Origin of the sequence: Nocardia sp. 2TAF39, from assembly GCF_052114905.1 — a bacterium.
Lineage (GTDB): Bacteria > Actinomycetota > Actinomycetes > Mycobacteriales > Mycobacteriaceae > Nocardia.
The window spans coordinates 29,748-48,971 of sequence record NZ_JBFRFQ010000051.1 but is presented as its reverse complement, the minus strand read 5'-3'; the positions used below and the strand labels follow the sequence as shown (position 1 = coordinate 48,971).

7 protein-coding genes are annotated in these 19,224 nt (G+C 67.9%); all 7 read left to right on the top strand.

Translation table 11 applies throughout. The features are described from left to right. On the top strand, positions 1 to 1,058 hold a 1,058-nt coding region (locus AB4Z47_RS25655; protein WP_441954354.1), incomplete at its 5' end, for an amino acid permease. 153 nt (positions 1,059 to 1,211) lie between these two features. Next, positions 1,212 to 2,051, top strand: coding sequence for a patatin-like phospholipase family protein (locus AB4Z47_RS25650; protein WP_441954352.1), 840 nt, complete (start codon positions 1,212 to 1,214; stop codon positions 2,049 to 2,051). Positions 2,052 to 2,495: 444 nt separating this feature from the next. After that, the gene (locus AB4Z47_RS25645; RefSeq protein ID WP_441954350.1) at positions 2,496 to 9,068 is read left to right on the top strand and encodes an acyltransferase domain-containing protein; all 6,573 of its coding nucleotides are present in this window, start codon (positions 2,496 to 2,498) and stop codon (positions 9,066 to 9,068) included. Further along, positions 9,061 to 14,355 carry a type I polyketide synthase gene (locus AB4Z47_RS25640; protein WP_441954348.1) on the top strand — a complete coding sequence of 1,765 codons (5,295 nt, stop codon included), beginning with the start codon at positions 9,061 to 9,063 and terminating at the stop codon, positions 14,353 to 14,355. The genes AB4Z47_RS25645 and AB4Z47_RS25640 overlap by 8 nt, the downstream gene beginning before the upstream one ends. Next, positions 14,352 to 17,342, top strand: a complete 2,991-nt coding sequence (locus tag AB4Z47_RS25635) for a type I polyketide synthase (RefSeq protein ID WP_441954346.1) — start codon at positions 14,352 to 14,354, stop codon at positions 17,340 to 17,342. Before AB4Z47_RS25640 ends, AB4Z47_RS25635 begins: the two co-directional genes overlap by 4 nt. Continuing rightward, positions 17,339 to 18,004, top strand: coding sequence for a glutathione S-transferase family protein (locus AB4Z47_RS25630; protein WP_441954344.1), 666 nt, complete (start codon positions 17,339 to 17,341; stop codon positions 18,002 to 18,004). The genes AB4Z47_RS25635 and AB4Z47_RS25630 overlap by 4 nt, the downstream gene beginning before the upstream one ends. Then, a complete protein-coding gene (locus AB4Z47_RS25625) occupies positions 18,001 to 19,206 on the top strand; it encodes a cytochrome P450 family protein (RefSeq protein WP_441954342.1) in 1,206 nt (401 codons plus the stop codon). The genes AB4Z47_RS25630 and AB4Z47_RS25625 overlap by 4 nt, the downstream gene beginning before the upstream one ends. The last annotated feature ends 18 nt before the right edge of the window (positions 19,207 to 19,224 follow it).

Genomic DNA, 19,224 nt, shown 5'->3' with positions numbered 1-19,224 from the left:
TACCGCAGTGGCTGATCGCCCTGGTGGCCCTCGCGCTGGTGGTGAGCATCAACCTCATCTCGGTGAAGTGGTTCGGCGAGCTCGAGTTCTGGGCCGCGCTGATCAAGGTGGTCGCGCTGGTCGCCTTCCTGATCATCGGCACGGTCTTCTTGGCCAGCCGGTCCACCCTGCAAGGTATGTCGACCGGCGTCGGTGTGCTCGCCGAGCACGGCGGCCTGTTCCCGGCCGGTGTGCTACCGCTGGTGACGGTGACGACAGGTGTCGTCTTCGCTTATTCGGCAGTGGAATTGGTCGGTACGGCGGCCGGTGAGGCGGAGAACCCGGAGAAGATCATGCCGCGCGCGATCAACTCCGTGATCGCCCGGATTGCGCTGTTCTACGTCGGATCGCTGGTGCTGCTCGGGCTGCTGCTTCCGTACACGGCATACAAGGCGGGGGAGAGCCCGTTCGTCACGTTCTTCTCGAAACTCGGGATAGGCGGGGCCGATTCAGTGATGAACATGGTCGTGTTGACCGCGGCCTTCTCCAGCCTGAACGCAGGTTTGTATTCGACGGGTCGCATTCTGCGCTCGATGTCGATGAACGGCAGCGCACCAGCGGCGGCGTCGCGAATGTCGAAGGGCGGTGTGCCCTATGTCGGCATTCTCGCCACCGGTGCGATCGCGCTGCTCGGCGTCGGACTGAACGCTGTGGTGCCGGAGAAGGCATACGAAATCGTGCTGAACATGTCGGCGCTCGGCACCATTGCCTCGTGGATGGCAATCGTGGTGTGTCAGTTGCAGTTGTGGCGTAGGTCGCGGCGCGGGCTCGTCGAACGTCCGTCTTTCCGGTTGATCGGCGCGCCTTATACGAGTGTGGCGACATTGCTGTTTCTCGTCGGCGTCGTCGTATTGATGGCCTTCAGCGACGATGACGTGCAGCGCGGCGCCGTGATCGCGGCCGTGATCATCATGATGCCGACGCTCGTTGTCGGCTGGCTCCTCGCGCGCAAGAACGTGGCGGGCATCGCTCGGCGGCGTGCGCGCATCACCGCCGGTTCTCGTGACCTGACCCCCTAGGTCGGTTCCGGCGGAAGCGCTGTCCGGTGAGTCCGTGGGTGGAAGCGCCGCAGATGGTGAACGGGTGGGATGCCAGGTGCACTCGGTGGTGCGGTGCGTTCGTTCTCCGCGAGCTCACGCACGCCATGCGACCGGGACGGATAGCCTGACGGAATGTCGGACACGGTGCCACTCAACGAATCCCTGGTTGCGCTCGTTCTGGGCGGGGGCGGTCCGGTCGGCCTTTCGTGGCTGGCGGGTTTGGCCGCCGGGCTGAGGGACAGCGGAATCGACTTGGCGCTGGCAGACCGATTCGTGGGCACCTCGGCCGGGGCGATCGTGGGCGCGGTGCTGGCCGACGGCGGTGATCCGGCGCGGTTGTTGCACCCACCGTCGACGTCGGCACCGGTGCAGGTGGATCCGGTGCTGATGGGGGAGATCTTCGGCGTCCTGCGTGCCCCTGGGCAGGATCCGGCCCAAGCGCGTCGCCGGGTGGGTGAGCTGGCGTTGTCCGCGCAGGTCGGCGATCCGGACGAGCACATCGCCCGCATCGGTACGCTGGCCGGTGTTTCGCAGTGGTCGACGCGCGACTTGGTGGTCACCGCGGTCGACATCACCACCGGCGAGTTGCAGCCGTGGTCCCGCGACAGCGGGGTGTCGCTGCAGGCGGCGCTGGCGTCGAGCACAGCAGTGCCGGGGGTGTTCCCGCCGATCCCGATCGACGGCCGCTACTACATCGATGGTGGGATGCGCTCACCGGTCAACGCGGACCTGGCCGCCGGCGCCGATGTGGTGGTGATCCTGGAACCGTTGGCGCACATGTTCCCGCGCATTCCCAGCGACCGCGAATTGGGTTCGGCCATCGAGGTTTCGATCGTTCCCGACGCGGCCGCTGCTGCGGTGTTCGGACTCGATCTGTTCAACTCGGCCGCGCTGGTCCCGGCGTATTCGGCCGGTGCGCGCCAAGCCGCCGATGCGGCGGTACTGCTGAAGGATGTCTGGCCAGCCCGCTGAACCGAAACCGAGCGCGAACCGGCCCGCGGGCTTGCTCGCCCTTCTTCGGCGGGTGGTCGTTTCTGGCAATCACGATTCGGCTGTGCGGTAACGGAGCACTTGCCCGACCCTACGCAGGGTCGGGCAAGCGGCTACACCGCAACCGGGACGATTACCCGGATACACCGTCGTTCACGGGACTGCTCGGGATCGAGGAAACATTCGCTCACGCCGAGTGAGAAAACCTCAATGATCATGAACTACTGAGGTTTTGACTGCTGACAGCGACTGCAGGGCCACGGATCCTGGCGGCGGGGTACTGAAGGCGACAGGTCCAGACCCAAACCGACCAGACGGATTTCACCCTTTACATGATGAATTCGGCGGCGATACTATCTGGTCCGATTCAGGCGAGCCGCCGGCGACACGCCAAGATCTAGTTGGTTGCTGGAGGTGGCCCTATCCATGCTGGCATGGTCTATGGAGGCCGTGCGGGACTGGCTCATCGCCAGAACCGCCGCCCTGAGCGGGCTGGATCCCGCTGCGATCGACGGACGCGAGCCGTTTACCCGCTACGGGCTCGATTCACTGATGTTGACCGCGCTCGCCGAAGAATTGAGCAAGGCAGGCGGCCATCCGGTGTCGCCGGTTCTGTTATGGGCGTATCCGACGCCGATCGGATTGGCAGGCCGGCTTACCGGCGCTGGGGCGACGCCATCGGCGCAGCACGAATCGCCAGGTCCGAAGCAGCCGATCGCGATTGTCGGTCTGTCCTGCCGGTTCCCCGGCGCTCCCGACGCGACGGCATTCTGGCGATTGCTCAACTCGGGCGCGGACGCGCTCACCGAACCGCCGAACGGCCGATGGGCCGGAGACGGTCCGCCGCGCGGCGGGTTTCTCGACCGGATCGACGAGTTCGACCCCGAGTTCTTCGGTATCTCTCCCCGGGAGGCTCCGCACGTCGATCCACAGCAACGGCTCATGCTCGAACTGATGCAGGAAGCTCTCGACGACGCGGGCATTCCGCCTCGCAGTCTCGGGGGCAGCCGAACCGGGGCGTTCGTCGGTGCGATGTGGAGTGAGTACGGGGCGGGTATTCGGGCGGACCCGGACCTGGTCACCCAGCACACGTTGACCGGAGGCGATCCGAGCATTATTCCCGCCCGGCTGTCCTACACGTTGGGTGCGCGCGGGCCGAGCCTTCAGGTGAACACCGCGTGCTCATCGTCGCTGGTCGCGGTGCACCTTGCGGCGCAGAGCCTGCGTGCAGGCGAGTGCGACCTTGCGCTCGCCGGTGGCGTCAGCCTGATGCTGGGGCCGGACACGGTGCACGCGCTGGTCCGGCTCGGCGCACTGGCACCGGACGGGCGGTCCAAGGCGTTCGACGCGCGTGCCGATGGATACGGTCGCGGCGAAGGTGCCGGGATGATCGTGCTGAAGCCGCTCGACCGGGCACTCGCCGACGGCGATCGGATTCATGGCGTGCTCGTGGGCAGCGCGGTGAACCACGACGGGTTCAGTAATGGCCTGACCGCGCCGAGCCCGCTGGCCCAGGAATCCTTGCTGCGCACCGCTTATCGCCGAGCGGGTATTGCGCCTGCCGACGTCGGGTACGTCGAGGCGCACGGGACGGGAACGGCGCTCGGCGACCCGATCGAGGCAAGCGCACTGGGTGCGGTGCTCGGCGCGGGCCGGGCTCGTGACCAGCTGCTGCCGATAGGTTCGGTCAAGAGCGCGATCGGGCATCTCGAAGCGGCGGCCGGGATCGCCGGGCTGATCAAGGTGCTGCTGGCGATGCGGCATCGCACCGTGCCGCCATGCGGCCAGTTCGAGGAAGCCAACCCACATATCCCGTTCGACGAATGGGGTCTGCGGGTGCCTTTGCGGTCGGAGCAGTGGCGAGGCGACGCGGGCGGTCGCCTCGTCGCCGGGGTGAGCGCGTTCGGTTTCGGTGGCACGAACTGCCATGTGGTCCTCGAGAGCGGCGAGGACGCCCCGGTCCACCTGCTGCCTCTTGCCGCGGACACCGAAGACGGCCTCCGCTCCGCGGCGCGGGAGCTGGCGACCGCTCGGGACCTGCCCCCGATCGCCCGGTTGTGCGCCGCAGCATCGGCGAAGGCGGACGGCTCGCACCGGCTCGCACTGTCCGTTCGCGACCACGACGATCTCGCATCGAGCGCGGAGAAATTCCTCAGCGGCCACGCCGGATCCGGGATCGGCACCGGAAAGGTCGACGGTGACCGGCCGCCGGTCACGTTTCTGTTCGGCGGTCAGGGCGCACAGTGGGCGGGGATGGGCGCGCGGTTGCTGCGTGAGCCGGCGTTCCGGTCGGCGATCACGCGGTGCGAGTCCGCGCTGCGCCAGCATGTCGACTGGTCCCTCACCCGGCTGCTGACCTCGGCCGACGAGAGCTGGATCGAGCGTACCGAGCTGGCCCAGCCTGCGATCTTCGCGATGCAGGTCGCGTTGACCGACCTGTGGCGATCATGGGGAGTCGAGCCGGATGCCGTCGCAGGGATGAGCATGGGTGAAGTCGCCGCCGCGCACGTCGCCGGAGCGATCAGCCTCGACGACGCCGCGCTGATCATGTGCAGGCGCAGCGCGATCGCCGGCGGACTTTCCGGCCACGGTGGCATGGCCGTTCTCGACCTGCCCACCGAAGACACGTACGAGCTGCTGTCCCGGCACGGAGGCGACGTATGGGTCGCGGGCCGCGCGAGCCCGGGAAGCACGGTGATCTCCGGCGATCGAGCAGCTATCCAGGCGATACGGGACGAACTTGCCGCACGATCGGTCGCGTCGGCGCGGATCAGGGTCGACTACGCCTCGCACAGTCCCTATGTCGACCCGGTGCTGCCCGAATTGCGGGCCGCGCTCGCCGACCTGCGGCCCGGCGGGACCCGAATACCGTTCTACTCCTCGGTCACCGGGACGCGGATGGACGGCGCGCTGCTCGATGCCGAGCACTGGGTGCGCACCGAACGCGAACCATGGCGATTCGACACCGTGATGGGCCACCTGCTCGCCGAGGGCAGCCAAATTTTCGTCGACGCCGACCCCCATCCGATTCTCACGTCGGTGGTCGAGCAGCACGGCGGCACGGCGCTGCCGACATTGCGTCGGGGGGACCGTGACCGCTCGACCTTGGTCGACTCATTAGGCGCGCTGTACACCCTGGGTGCCGCCCATCCGCCGACGTCGGACCGGGGCCGGACGCAGTTGCTGGTGCTTTCCGCCCGCTCGCGCGATTCCCTGCTGGCATCGGCGACAACGATGGCGCGCGAGCTCGGCAGTGATGACAACGACATCGTGCTACGCGACCTGTGTTATACGGCGGCGGTGCGGCGGGACCACTACGAACACCGGCTCGCGGTGACCGGCTCGTCTTCGAAGGAGCTGGCCGATTCGTTGCGTGCGACGGTTGCGGGGACTGTGCCCGGCAACTCGTGGCTGGGCAGCGTGGAGCATGGCGAGCCGCGAGGGACCGTGTTCGTGTGCTCCGGCCAGGGTTCGCAATGGGCCGGAATGGGCCGGAACCTGTTGCGTGCGGAACCGGTGTTTCGCGCCGCTGTCGAGGAATGTGAGAAATGGCTACGGCCACTGACCGAGTGGTCGCTGACGGCCGAGCTGACCGCGCCCGCGGAACGTAGTCGCCTCGATGAGACCGCGGTCGCGCAACCGGCCCTGTTCGCGATCCAGGTGGGGATCGCGCGGCTGTGGCAGGCATGGGGGCTCGTGCCGGACGCGCTGATCGGCCACAGCGTCGGCGAAGTCACCGCCGCGTACCTGGCCGGGTCGCTGTCCATCGCCGAAGCGGTCGAGGTGGTGTATCACCGGGGCCGGTTGATGCAGGCCGCGCCGGGAGAAGGTGGGATGGCTTCCGTGGAACTGCCCGCCGAGCGGGTACACGACATGCTGAGCGGGTACCGGGGTGAGCTCACGATCGGCGCGATCAACGACCCCTACTCGGCCGTCGTTTCCGGCCACGCCGCCGCACTGGCCGACTTGCTCGGACGGCTGCGCCACGAGGGGGTCCCATGCCGTGAGATCCGCGTCGGTTACGCGTTCCACAGTGCGCGGATGGACGCGGCCGGGCACGAATTGTCTCAGGCGCTCGGCATGCTTGCTCCGGGTCCGAGCCGGTTGCCCGTCTACAGCACAGTTTCCGGGAAGCTCGTTGATGATCCGCGATTCGACGCGGACTACTGGATGCGAAACGTGCGGGAGACCGTGCGGTTCGCGGACGCGATGAACGCCGCGATCTCCGACGGGTACCGGGTTTTCTTGGAGATCGGGCCGCACCCGGTTCTGTCGGAGAACGTTCAGCGATGCCTTGCCGCCCGGCGGATCGACGGTCACGCCATCGGTTCGCTGCGCAGGGGTGAGGACGAACAGTCCGCGCTGCGCCGCGCGGCCGGCGCACTCTACGCCAGTGGCTGCCTGCCGGACTTCGATCGGCTACTCGATACCGGCCGGGCCGTCTCAATGCCCGCTTACCCGTGGCAGCGGAAGCGATACTGGCTCGCAGCCGACCGGCGCACCGCGCTCTCCGCTGACGACGGGGGCCATCCGCTGCTCGGCGCGGGCCTGATCTCGGCGGTAGAGCACGGAACCCGATACTGGCAACGCACGCTGGACCCGGCGCGATTGCCGTATCTCGCGGACCTCACCGTGCGCGGGAACACCGTGCTCTCGGCGGCCGCCTTCGCCGAAATGGCGTTGTCTTCGGGCGCCGAGACGTACGGAACCGAAAACATCGCCATTACCGACCTGGCGTTCGAGCGAATGCTGGAAATTTCCGAGACGATCGTGCCCGCGACCCAGGCAGTGATCAACACGCAGGATGAACTCTTCCAGGTGTTCAGCCACCACGGTTCGGACTGGGTACGGCACGCGCTGGCCACCGTCGGTCCGGACGCCGGCAAGCCGGATGTGCGCGAGGAGCCCGCACTGATCAGGCACCGCTGCACCGCGCACCGGGACGGGACCGAGCACTACCGCGCGCTGGCCCGGGCTGGATTGGACATCGGAGAGCACCTTCGGGGCGTCTCGGAGCTATGGTTCGGCCAGGATGAAGTGCTGGCTCTGCTCGTGCCGCCGGACCCGGCGCACCGTCGAGGCACCGATTACCGCATCCATCCCACGGTGCTGGACGCTGGTCTGCAGGCGCTGATCGCCCTGTGCAACGGTTCGTCCGGCAGCAACGTGGTGACCGGGATCGGTCGGTTGCGAGTGCATCGGGCACCGGCACGCCCGGTATGGGCGCATGGCCGATCGGTGGGGCCGGGCTTCGACCTCTACCTGCTGGACGACGACGGCCGGGTACTGGTGGAAGCCGAGGACGTGCGCCTTCAGCCACTCCACTATCCCGATCCGGTCGCGGACTGCCTGTACACCGTGGAATGGCGCCAGCGAGCACACCGAGAACCGGTGCGAGACCGAGTTGAGCCGTGGATCGTGTTCGCGGGCGAGGATTGCCTCGGCGTCGAGCTCGCGGACGAGCTTCGGGCTCGAGACAAGCAGTGCGATCTGGTGACTGCGCGGACAGCGGACTTGACCGGAACAGCGTCCCTGCGGGCGGTTCTGGCTGGACCGGCGCCGGCCGGGGTGGTGCACATCGGAAGTCTCGGCAGCGCGAGCGCGCAGGTGCTGGCCGACGCGCTGGCCGGAATGGGCTGGCGCGATCAGCCACGGCTGTGGCTGGTGACCCGTGGTGCACAGGCGGTCGGCGAGCACACCTCGACGATGGATGTCGACCAGGCGGCGTTGTGGGGACTCGGCAGGGAGATCGGGCTCGATCATCCGGAGCTGCGCGTCACGCGGGTGGATCTTGCCGCGCGGCCGACGCCGAATGAGGTGGACACGGTGGTGTCGGAATTGCTCAGCGATGATCGGGAGACCGATATCGCCCTGCGTCCCGGTGGCCGGTTCGTGGCCAGGCTGATCCGCGTGCCGCAGGTCGGTGAGCGGGCGGCGCCGTTGCGGGCCGACGGCGCATACGTGATCGTCTGCGAGGATGCAGCACTCGCGGAGTCGTTCGCCGGGTGGATGACCGACCGCGGTGCGCGCAACGTCGTGATCCTGGACCGGACCGGTGCCATCGGGCCGATCAGCTTTCCTGGGGTACAGGTCCTGACCATCGACACGTGCGTTACCGACGACCGCGAGATGATCGAGCTGATCGCCGAGATCGAGGCCGCCGCGGGCCCCTTGTGCGGGCTCATCCACGCCGCGGGCGACGACAGCGCGTGGCGGTGGCATCAGCACACGCTCGATCGCAGGCTCGATCTCTTCGTGCTCTGCTCATCGGTCGCCTCGTTGTTCGGGTGCCTGGGTGACCCGATGGGAAGCGCGCGGCTGGACGCGATCGCACACCATCGCCGCGCTCTCGGCCTGCGGGCACTGAGCCTGCACCTCGCGCAGGAAGGTATGGCGGCACACGGCATCACCGATGCGTCCTCGGCGGGTCTCGCGCGCGCGTTGGACCATGCGGTGCGCGCGGACCTCGGGCAGCTCGCGGTCATGACGCTGAACCTCCGGCACTGGTTCGAGTCGTTTCCCAGCGCGGCGGGCACACCGCTGTTCGACGAGATCGAATCCCGTGCCTCGGAGATCGCCACCGCATTCGCCGGCAGGCTGGCCGCGGCCAGTGCCCAGGAACGGACCGGGTTGATCGAAGCGCACCTGCTCGAGCAGGTTTCCCTGACGCTGCACCGAGATTCCGCGAGCCTGAGCCGCAAGGCGACATTCCAGGACATGGGCATGGACTCGCTGATGGCGGTGGAGCTACGCAACCGGCTGGAATCCACGCTCGGCGTCCGATTGTCCGTCGCGCTGGTCTTCACCTACTCCACCATCATCGCGCTCGCCGCGTTCATCGCGGACGAACTCGCGGTGGCCGAACCTTCGGCTGCCGAGCCGGAACCGGACGATTGGTCTTCCGTCGCAGCGGACATCGATCTGCTCTCCGACGCGGAAGCCGAGGCCATGCTGCTGGACAGCATCCGGCTCGTCGAACAGGAACAGCGCGATGACTGAGCAGGCGTCGCCGGTGAAACAGGCGTTGGCGGCCATGCGGACCCTGCAAACAAGGCTGGACCGGGAGCTGCTGGCGAAGACCGAGCCGATCGCCATCATCGGCATGGGGTGTCGGGTGCCGGGCGGTGGCACCGGCCCCGACGAGTTCTGGCGGCTACTCGACGACGGCGTCGACGCCATCACCGAAGTGCCCCCGGACCGGTGGGCGGGCGAGGACACCGGAGCTCCACGCTGGGGCGGTTTTCTGTCCGATGTGGACAAATTCGACGCGGCTTTCTTCGGTATAGCGCCACGGGAGGCCGAGGCGATGGACCCCCAGCAGCGCCTGCTGCTGGAAGTGGCCTGGGAGGCGCTGGAACGGGCCGGGCACGCTCGGCCCGACCGGCTGACCGGCTCGAGGACCGGTGTGTTCGCCGGCGTTGTCGTCACCGACTACGACCGGCTCAGCATGGGAAGACGGGACATCTATACCGTGACCGGCAACGGGCACTCGTTCCCGGCGGGACGGCTGTCCTACGTGCTCGGGCTTCAGGGCCCGAGCATGGTCGTGGACACGGCGTGCTCGTCGTCGCTGGTTGCCGTGCATCTCGCGGTCCAAAGTCTGCGATCCGGAGAGAGCACGATGGCGCTGGCCGGCGGGGTCAACCTCATGCTGGCCAGAGACATGACCGACATGCTGGCCAGTTCCCGCGCGCTGTCCGAAGACGGGCGATGCAAGACCTTCGACGCGCTGGCCAACGGCTATGTCCGGGGCGAGGGCTGCGGGATGCTGGTCCTGCGGCGGCTTTCCGACGCGGTGGCAGACGGCGATCCGGTGCTCGCGGTGATCCGTGGTTCCGCGGTGAACTCCGACGGCCGTTCCTCCGGGCTGACCGCGCCGAACGTCTCGGCGCAGAAGGCATTGCTCCGTCAGGCCTTGCGCAGTGCTCGCGCCGACGCGGCGGACATCGGCTATGTTGAGACGCACGGCACCGGAACGCCGCTCGGCGATCCGATCGAGGTGGACGCGCTGGTCGACGTGCTCGGCGGGCTGCGGGACGACGGTTCGCGCTGTGTGCTCGGCGCACTGAAGACCAACATCGGGCATCTCGAGGCGGCCGCCGGGATCATCGGGCTGATCAAGGTCGTGCTCACGCTGCAGCGGGAGCGTATCCCGGCGAACCTGCACCTGCGCACCGTCAACCCCAGGATCGACCTCACCGGAACCGCCCTGGTACTGCCGATAAATCCGGTCCCGTGGCCGAAGCGGGACGGCGTGACGCGGATGGCGGGCGTCAGCTCGTTCGGCATCAGCGGCACCAACGCGCACGTCATCGTCGCGGATCCGCCGGAGCACGCTGAGCCTTCCGCGACCGAACCGGGAGCGGCGCTGGTGCCGATCTCCGCGCGTCATGCGGGCGCGCTGACCGATCTGGTCGCCGCCTACCGGGCCAGCCTCGCCGAGCGGCAGGCGGAGGTCACCGATATCGCCTACACCGCGGCTGTCCGCAGGCACCATCACGAGCACCGCGCCGCACTGGTGCTGCCCGGCGACGGGCCGCCGCGACTGGTGGCGGGCACCGAGCCAGGCGAACGGCCGCGAGTGGTGTTCGTGTTTCCCGGCCAGGGCTCGCAATGGCTCGGCATGGGCCGCGCACTGCTCGCCGGTGAGCCCGTTTTTCGCGCGGCTGTCCAGACGTGTGACGACGCGATTCGAAATGAGACCGGATGGTCAGTTTTTGATGAATTGACCGCCGAGCCGTCCAGGTCTCGGCTGGACCGGGTCGACATCGTGCAGCCGGTACTGTTCGCGATGGAGGTCGCCTTGGCGGCTCTGTGGCGGTCGAAGGGCATCGAGCCGGACGCTGTCATCGGCCACAGCATGGGCGAGGTGGCTGCCGCGCATGTAGCGGGCGCGCTCACGCTTGCCGACGCGGCGCGGATCATCTGCCATCGCAGCCGGTTGCTGCGTGGACTGGCCGGGCGCGGCGCGATGGCGCTGGTGGACCTGCCGATGGATCGGGCGCGCGCGGCGCTGTCCGGGTTCGCCGATCGGGTGTCGATCGCGGCGAATAACAGCGCACGCTCCACCGTGCTCTCCGGTGACCCGGACGCACTGGACGAACTCCTGGCCGAACTGGCCGGTACGGGGGTTTTCGGTCGTCGGATCAAGGTCGAGGTCGCCGCGCACAGCCCGCAAGTCGACGCCATCACCGATGAGCTGAGTCGCCGACTCGGTGCGCTGACACCGGAGGCCACCACCGTGCCGATGTGGTCCACCGTGCTCGGAAAGATCTGCGCCGCAGCCGATTTGGATACCGCGTACTGGATACGCAACCTCCGTGAACCCGTGCTGTTCTCGGAGGCGGTCCGTGACTGCATGGCGCCGGGGCGCACGGTATTCGTCGAGCTGAGCCCGCACCCGATCCTGCTGCCCTCGATCGAAGAGGACGGGGGCACGGTCTTTCCGTCCGGGCGGCGCCAACACGACGAGCGAGCGGTGTTTCTCGAATCGCTTGCCGCGCTGTATGTCCGGGGTTGCCAGGTGAACTGGCCCGCACTCCACCCCGGGGGCGGGCGCTGCGTGCCGCTGCCTGCTTACCCGTGGCGGCGCGAGCGGTACTGGGTGGACCCAGCTCCGGGGCACCGCGCCAGCCATGGGCATCCATTGCTCGGCGAGCCGGTCAGCCCGGCGACCTCGCCAGGGACCCGGATCTGGGAACGCGAACTGGATCTGCCGTATCTGGTCGACCATACGGTGGACGGCGCGGTGGTGTTCCCAGCGTCAGGTTACGTGGAGATGGCGCTCGGAACGTCCCGGCGATCGTCGGTGCTGGAGGACCTCACATTCGACCGGATGGCGATTCTCGGGAAGGACGGCTCAGGACACGTCCAGCTCATCGAGGATTCCGGTCGTTTCCAGGTATATGTCCGAGCGACAAGGGACGAGCCGTGGGTTCCGTGCGCGCACGGAACGGTCCGTCATGGGGACGGCGGGCCACCGCCGGCCGAGCCACCGTCGTCGGTGCGGGACCGGTGCCGCACCGAGGTCGCCGTGGCGGAGCACTACGAACGGTATGCCAGGCGAACCATCGGCTACGGCCCGGCTTTCCGTGGTGTGCAACGGATCTGGGCCGGTGACGGTGAGGGCGTTGCCTTGGTCGAGCTGGCCGGATCGTCCTCGGGATATGTCTGCCACCCTGCGCTGCTGGACGCCTGCTTCCAGGTACTCGGGGGTGTGCTGCTCGACCGGCGGGCGACCGGCGGGGTCATTCCGGTGCGGATCGACCGGGTCCGCGTGCACCGGCCACCCGGTGCCCGCGTGTGGGTACACGCGCGCGCACGGTCCACCGAGGACACTGGGGATCTGCTGGTGTTCGACGAGGACGGCACGGTGCTGGTCGAGGTCGAAGGGCTGACGGTGGCAAGACCCGCCGGAGCAGAACCGTACCGGGACTGGCTCTACCAGGTGGCATGGCGCGCGGGGGAACGGCTCGTGCCACCGGAGCCCGGTGCGAGGACTGCCGGGACCTGGCTGGTGCTGACCGATTCCACCGGCGTCGGCACGGCGCTGGCCACGCTGCTCGAACAGCGTGGCCAGACCTGCGTACTGGTCGACAAAGAGGATTTCGACATCGCCGACGACGACGCGTGGAGCGCGCTGCTCGACAACGTCGCAGACGGAGGACGAGCCTGCGTCGGGGTGGTGCACCTGTGGAGCCTGGACACCACCGGTACCGAACACGTCACCGCCGACACACTGACCGCCGATCAGCGGATCACCGGACTCAGCACGGTGCGCCTGGTCCGCGCGCTCGCTCGCCTCCACCCGCGGGATCAGCCCCGGCTGTGGCTGGTCACCAGAGGAGCGCAGCAGGTAGGCCGCGAACCGGTCGCGGTGTCTCAAGCCCCGCTGTGGGGACTGGCAAGGACGCTGAGCGTCGAGCATCCCGAACTGGAGTGCACGCGGGTCGACCTCCAATCGGGATGGGCGCGAAGCCGTTGCGCTGAAGAACTCCTCCCCGAGCTGGTCGGCGCAGACGGCGAAGACGAGGTCGCGTTACGCGAGGAAGGGCGAAACCTGGCGAGGCTGGTACGGGCCTCCTTCGAGACCGGAAACACCGAACTGACCCTGACCAGGGGGACGTACCTGATCAGCGGCGGGCTCGGCGGGCTCGGCATCGGCCTGGCGGCCTGGCTGGCCGCGCGCGGGGCGCGGCACCTCGTACTGGCCGGACGGCACGATCCGGCTCCGGACGTGCAGGCCAGGATCGCCGAGCTCAGGAGGGACGGCGTCGAGGTCGTGGTCGCGCGGGCGGACGTGGCCCGGCGCCAGGACGTTGCCCGGGTGCTCACGGATATCGACGAGCGGATGCCGCCACTGCGTGGAGTGCTGCACGCGGCCATGGTGCTCGACGATCGGACCATTCTGGAACTGGACGCCGAACGGTACGACCGCGTGCTGGCACCCAAGATGCGGGGCGCGTGGAATCTGCATGAGCTGACCGGCGACCGGGAGCTGGAGTTCTTCGTCATGTACTCGTCGGCCTCGGCCCTGCTCGGCTCACCAGGACAGGCCAACTACGCGGCCGCCAACGCATTTCTCGGCGCGCTCGCGCGGCATCGGGAACACGGTGGCGCAACGGCATTGTGCGTGGACTGGGGGTTGTACTCGCAGGAAGGCATCATGGCAGGACGGAACACGGAAGGGGAGCGCCTCGCGCATCGGGGGATCGGCACCCTGACCCCCCAGCAAGGCATGGACATCCTCGGTCTCCTGCTCGGAAGCGGCATCAGCCAGGTCGCGGCGGCCGATCTCGATCTCCGACAGTGGTTGGCGTTCTACCCGGCTTCGGCAGGCGCGTCGCTGTTCGCTGAACTCCGTGACGACGGCACGGAGAGCGGCAGAAGACCATCGGTTCCCTGGTTCGCAGATCGGCTGCGTGCGGCCACGCCTGCCGAACGCCCGAGCCTGATCGACGCCGTCGTGACCGAGCAACTCGGCCAGATCCTGCACCTCGACGCCGCTCTTGTCGACCGGAAGGCGCCGCTGACCACCCAGGGAGTCGACTCGCTGATGGCGCTCGAACTCCGGAACCGGCTGGAGTCGGCGCTAGGCGTCCGGCTGTCCGCGACGCTGCTGTACGCCGCACCGACGGTGCGAGCACTGACCGAACAGCTACTCGGCGTGCTCGGCATGGCCGAGCCGCAGGTCGCCACCGACGAGTTCGACGACCTGACCATAGCCGACCTTCTGGCGCAGATCGACGGTTCGATCGACCGGCTCGAAAGCGGGGACCTGCCGTGACCCTCGTCGACGAGGAAGGCTACCGCTCACGTCTTGTCAAAGCCGCTTCCGCGCTGCGCAGTCTGGAGGCCGAGGTCGCGCGGCTGACACGGCAGCATACCGAACCTATCGCGGTGATCGGCATGGGTTGCCGCTTCCCCGGCGGCGTCGATGACCCGGAATCATTCTGGGCACTGCTTTCCGACGGCGTCGACGCAGTGTCCGAGCGACCGGCCCGCGCCACCGACGATGCCACGAGAACAGGAGCCTTTCTGTCCGCTGTGGACGGTTTCGACGCGGCGTTCTTCGGGATCTCACCGAGAGAGGCCGCCGCGCTGGATCCGCAACACCGGCTGCTGCTCGAAGTCGCATGGGAGGCGCTGGAAGACGCGGGGGTAGTGACCGAGCGGCTGGCCGGCAGCAGAACCGGCGTGTTCGTCGGTATGAGCGGCAACGACTATTTGCTGCTCAGCGCCCGATCCGGCGCCATGGGTGGGTATGCGGGCACCGGAACAGCCCACAGTTTCGGTGCGGGCCGATTGTCGTATCTGCTCGGGCTGCGCGGGCCGAGTCTGTCTGTGGATACCGCATGCTCGTCGTCGCTGGTCGCGGTGCACCTGGCGATCCGGAGTCTGCGCACAGGGGAGAGCTCGCTCGCGCTGGCCGGCGGAGTGAACCTCGTTCTCGACGACTCGGTGACCGAGATGGTCGCCGATCTGCAAGCGCTGTCACCGGACGGCCGGTGCCGCACGTTCGACGCGCGTGCGAACGGGTTCGTCCGGGGCGAGGGTTGCGGAATCGTGGTGCTGAAGAAACTGTCCGACGCACTGGCCGACGGTGATCGGGTGCTCGCCGTGCTGCGGGGTTCCTCGATGAACTCGGACGGTCGCTCGGCCGGACTGACCGCGCCGAATCCACTGGCGCAGCAGGACATGCTGCGTCAGGCGTTCGCCGATGCGCGCGTGCGCCCCGGCGACATCGGATACGTGGAAACCCACGGCACCGGCACCGCCCTCGGGGACCCGGTCGAGATCGAGGCCTTGACCGAGGTTTTCGGCGAGCCGGACCAGGACCGCGGCGATTGTGTGCTCGGCGCGGTCAAGACCAACATCGGGCATCTCGAGGCTGCCGCCGGTATCGCCGGACTGATCAAAGCGGTGCTGGTCTTGCAGTACGCGGAGATCCCCCGCAACCTGCACTTCAGCGCCTTGAACCCGAGGATTTCCCTGACTGGAACACCATTCGTGATACCGAAGACAGCTGTTGCGTGGCCCGAAGGCGAGCGGTCACGGATCGCCGGGGTCAGCTCGTTCGGCATGAGCGGCACCAACGCGCATGTCGTCGTCGCCGAAGCGCCAACGGCCGAGCAGGTGCCACCGCGCGCCGGACCGATCCTGCTTCCGCTGTCGGCGCGAAGCTCGCCGGCACTGACCGAGCTGGCTTCGGCACACGCGAGGGTCCTCGAGCGGGAGAGCGATCCGCACGATATCGCCTACACCGCGGGTGCCCGGCGTGATCATCATGAGCGGCGGATCGCGGTGGTCGGCGAGTCCGGTGCCGAGCTGGCCGAGAAGCTGCACGCCTTGGCGCGCGATGGTGTCACCGCGGCACGGGCCGACGCACCGCCCGCGCTCACCTATGTCTTCTCCGGACAGGGCGCGCAGTGGATCGGCATGGGAAGGCAGTTGCAAGCCAGCGAGCCGGTCTTCGCCACCGCGCTCGGTAGATGTGATGAGCTCATCGCGCAGAACGCGTCGTTCTCGCTGCTCGCGGAACTGGCCGCGCCGCCGGACCGGTCGAGGTTGCAGCGCACGGAGGTCGCCCAGCCCGCGGTGTTCGCCATTCAGATCGCGCTGTCCGCCCTGTTGTCCTCATGGGGCGTTCGACCGGACGCGGTCATCGGGCACAGTGTCGGCGAGATCGCCGCCGCGCAGGTCGCGGGGGCGCTGAGTCTCGCGGAAGCCATCAGGATCGTGGTGTCGAGGGGGCGCATCATGTCGCGGGCACACGCCTCGGGGGCGATGGTCGCGGTCGCGCTCAGCCAGGATGAGATCGCGGCCTCGATGTCGACAATGGACACTTCGGTCGTGGTGGCGGCTATCAACGACGACAGGTCCGTCGTGCTGTCCGGCACGCTGGACGAGTTGCACACCGTGCTCGACCCGCTCCAGCGACGAGGCGTTCGCTGCCGCCGGCTACCGGTCGACTACGCGTTCCACTCGCCGTCGATCGCGCCGCTGGCCGTCGAACTCGCGGAGGAACTCGGCACGGTCGAGGCCGGCCGGACCGTGTGCCCCCTGTACAGCACGGTCCGCGGCGACCGGATCGCCGGAACTGAATTGACCGGGGGATACTGGGCGGACAACGTCCGGCATCCGGTCCGGTTCGCCGAAGCCGTGCACGCCGCGGCCAGAGATGGGCAGCAGGTTTTCCTCGAGATAGCACCGCATCCGGTGCTCTCCGGCCATGTCGCGAACTGTCTCGGCGGGGGAGCGGCATTACCGACGCTGCGCAGGGAACGTCCTGAACTGCGCGGCCTGCTCAGCTCGGTCGCCGAGCTCTATACCGCAGGGTATCCGGTGGACTTCGCCGGCCTTTACCGGGATCGCCGCCGGGTGGTGTCGTTGCCGCGCTATCCGTGGCAGCGCAGGCGTTACTGGCTCGACACCCCGGAACCGTCGAGGGCAGAGGCGGCCGCGGAGCCGATGCACTGGGTCGATGAGCTGCTCGGACTGCCGGACATCGAGCAGGAAGCCGCGATCGAGTCAGCCGTGCGCACGGACGCGGCTGCCGTGCTCCAATTGTCTTCGCCTTCCGATGTGCCGGTCGACGGCATGTTCATGGAACTGGGCATGGATTCGCTGATGACGGTGCAACTGCGGCACGAACTGGCCGCGCGAACCGGCCTCGCGCTGCCGGCGACCCTCGCCTTCGATCATCCGACCCCACGGGCGATCACCCGGTACTTGCTGAAGGTGCTCGCCGAGCATGGAGAAAATGGATCATGATGAAGGTATACGGGACGGCCACCAGCGCGTGTACGCACAAGGTGCTGATGGTGCTTGCGGAGAAACATCACCACGCCGAGCTGGTCGAGGTGAGTGTCCTCGAAGGACACGACAAGTCGCCCGAACACCGGGAACGCCAGCCCTTCGGCGAGATTCCGGTACTCGACGACGACGGGTTCCTGCTGTACGAATCCCGGGCGATCATCCGCTACCTCGATCAGCGGCTGCCGGGCCCCGCACTGACGCCGGAACACCTCCAGCTGCGCGGGCTGATGGAACAGTGGATCAGCATCGAGCAAAGTTATGTCAGCGGGCCGGTGTGGGAGCTGGTCCGCGGCGGCCCGGTCTACGAGATCATCCGGGAAAGCCCCGCCGCACCGCTGTTGCCGCCACCGCCGGACCAGGACGCGATCGCCGCTGCCCGCGCTGCGCTGACCACACCGTTCGACGTCGCGGACGCCACGCTGGCCAGGCAGGAGTTCCTCGCCGGCCCCGAGTTCTCACTCGCCGAGGTCACCTGGCTGCCCTACTTGCAGTATCTGGTCGCCTCCAACGGCGCGGACCTGATCGATGCGCGGCCGAACCTGGCGCGGTGGTGGCGGGAGATCAGCGGACGGCCGACGTGGCTGCGGGTCGGCAAGGTGCTGGAGCGACCCGAATGAACCGGTTCGATCTGTGGGGTGAGCAGATGCGGGTCGATCCGTTGCCGACGCTGGCGCTGATGCGCGCCGAGGTACCGATCGCCCGGCTCTTCAATCCGCACCAGGGGGCGCCCGAATGGCGCGTGACCCGGTATGCCGACGTGGTCGAACTGCTCCGCGATCCCCGCTTCACCAAAGACAAGCGGAAACTGTCCGATCAGGCGCGCTCCCGGTACTTCCGGATCACCGAATTCGACCGGCTGGACAAGCATATGCTCTACGCCGATCCGCCGGAGCACACCAGGATGCGCGCATTGGTGGCCAGGGCCTTCACTCCCCGCCGGATCTCGGAGCTGCGCCCCCGTATCGCCGAAGCGACAACGAGGCTGCTGGACTTGGCCGAACGCCAGGACTCGGTGGACCTGCTCGACGCATTGGCCTTCCGGCTGCCGATCACCGTGCTGGTCGAGCTGATCGGGGTTCCGATCGAAGACCAGGAGCGCTTTCGGGAGTGGACCAGGATTCTGATTGCTCCGCCGTCGGAAGGAGACTTCGACGCCCTGCGCCGGATGGCGATCGAGTTTCAGCAGTACCTCGAGGAATTCCTCGCGCTGCGCCGCAGGCGGCCGCGCGACGATCTCACCAGTGCGTTGATCGAGGCGCAGACGCATGGCGACCGGCTGTCGTCAGTGGAACTGATGAGCATGGTGTTCCTGCTCATCGCGGCTGGTTTCGAGACGACGGGGAACCTCATCGGCAACGGCGTATGGGCACTGCTGCGGCATCCAGCGGAACTGCGGCGGCTGCGCGCCGCGCCGGAACTCATCGAATCGGCGATCGAGGAGGTGTTGCGTTACTGCCCGCCGGTGGCGAACAGCACCGGGGCTTTTCCGCTGACCGATGTCGAGTTCCGCGGCACGGTCATTCCGGCCGAGGAGTTGGTCGTCGCTTCGCTGCTGTCTGCGCATCATGATCAGGCGCAGTTTCCCGAACCGGACCGGTTCGACATCACCAGGACACCGAACCGGCACCTGGGTTTCGGCCTCGGCCTGCACTTCTGTCTCGGGGCGTCGCTGGCAAGAATCGAGGCGACGGTGGCCATCGGAACCCTGGTGCAGCGCTTTCCCGGACTGCGACTCGCGGCCGATCCGGACACATTGCGATGGAAGAACGGCGTATTCGTCAACGGCCTGGAATGCCTTCCCGTGACCTGGGAGGCGTGATGAGACACAATCGCGCAG

What these genes read in the sequence shown, in the direction of transcription:
- AB4Z47_RS25650 (WP_441954352.1), top strand. Translation starts at nt 1,212, where the DNA reads ATGTCGGACACGGTGCCACTCAACGAATCCCTGGTTGCGCTCGTTCTG.
- AB4Z47_RS25645 (WP_441954350.1), top strand. Translation starts at nt 2,496, where the DNA reads ATGCTGGCATGGTCTATGGAGGCCGTGCGGGACTGGCTCATCGCCAGA.
- AB4Z47_RS25640 (WP_441954348.1), top strand. Translation starts at nt 9,061, where the DNA reads ATGACTGAGCAGGCGTCGCCGGTGAAACAGGCGTTGGCGGCCATGCGG.
- AB4Z47_RS25630 (WP_441954344.1), top strand. Translation starts at nt 17,339, where the DNA reads ATGATGAAGGTATACGGGACGGCCACCAGCGCGTGTACGCACAAGGTG.
- AB4Z47_RS25625 (WP_441954342.1), top strand. Translation starts at nt 18,001, where the DNA reads ATGAACCGGTTCGATCTGTGGGGTGAGCAGATGCGGGTCGATCCGTTG.